The organism is Uliginosibacterium aquaticum (assembly GCF_012972705.2).
In the GTDB taxonomy this organism is placed as follows: Bacteria; Pseudomonadota; Gammaproteobacteria; order Burkholderiales; family Rhodocyclaceae; genus Uliginosibacterium; species Uliginosibacterium aquaticum.
Map to the genome: position 1 here is coordinate 1 of NZ_JABCSC020000012.1, position 802 is coordinate 802.

Sequence of the window (802 nt, forward strand, 5' to 3'; positions counted from 1 at the left end):
TGCCAGGTCGAGACGTAGGTGAAATCTGAGACCCACAACTGATTGGGCCAATCCGCCTTGAACTGCCGATTGACCCGATCTGCCGGGCATGGCGCCTTGCTGTCGCTGATCGTGGTGCGCACCACCTTGCCACGCATCACTCCCCGCAAACCCCGACGACGCATGAGTCGTTCTACCGTGCAGCGCGCGACCTCGATGCCTTCCCGGTTCAGCTGCCGCCAAACCTTGTCGGCCCCATAGACGTGCAGATTGGCTTGCCAGACGCGTTCAATCTCAGCCATCAGTTGCTCATCGCGCCGCACCCGTTCGCTACGCCGTTCAGGATGATGGCGCAGGGCCGCGTGACGCCGGTAACCGGATGGGGCGATCTGCAGTTGCCGACAGATCGGCTCGACCCCGAAGACATCACGATGCTCGTCGACGAAAGACCTCAGGACTTGAATCGGCGGTCGAGCTCCGCCTGGGCGAAAAACGCGCTGGCAAGCTTCAAAATCTCATTGGCTTTGCGCAGCTCACGGACTTCGCGTTCCAACTCTTTGACGCGTTTCTGGTCGGCGGTGCTAGCGCCTTCACGCTGACCGGTATCCCGCTCGTGCTGGCGAACCCAGTTGAGCAAAGTCTGCGGCGTACAGCCGATCTTGGATGCGACGGATTCAAAGGCCGCCCACTGCGAAGGATAGTCGCCGCACTCGGCAACCATGCGCACGGAACGCTCACGGACTTCGGGGGAGAACTTCACTGACTTCTTCATGGCTCTATCTTCTCAAGAGTTAGAGCCTCCACCAAACCCGGGGCGATTCAT

General features: G+C 60.3%; 1 pseudogene and 1 other annotated feature. The pseudogene reads right to left on the bottom strand.

Going from position 1 to position 802, the window contains the following annotated elements:
• Positions 1–751 (bottom strand): annotated as a pseudogene (locus tag HJ583_RS18900) (IS3 family transposase); the annotation flags it as partial.
• Positions 360–476, bottom strand: a sequence feature (AL1L pseudoknot). It overlaps the preceding pseudogene by 117 nt.
• Positions 752–802 lie beyond the last annotated feature (51 nt).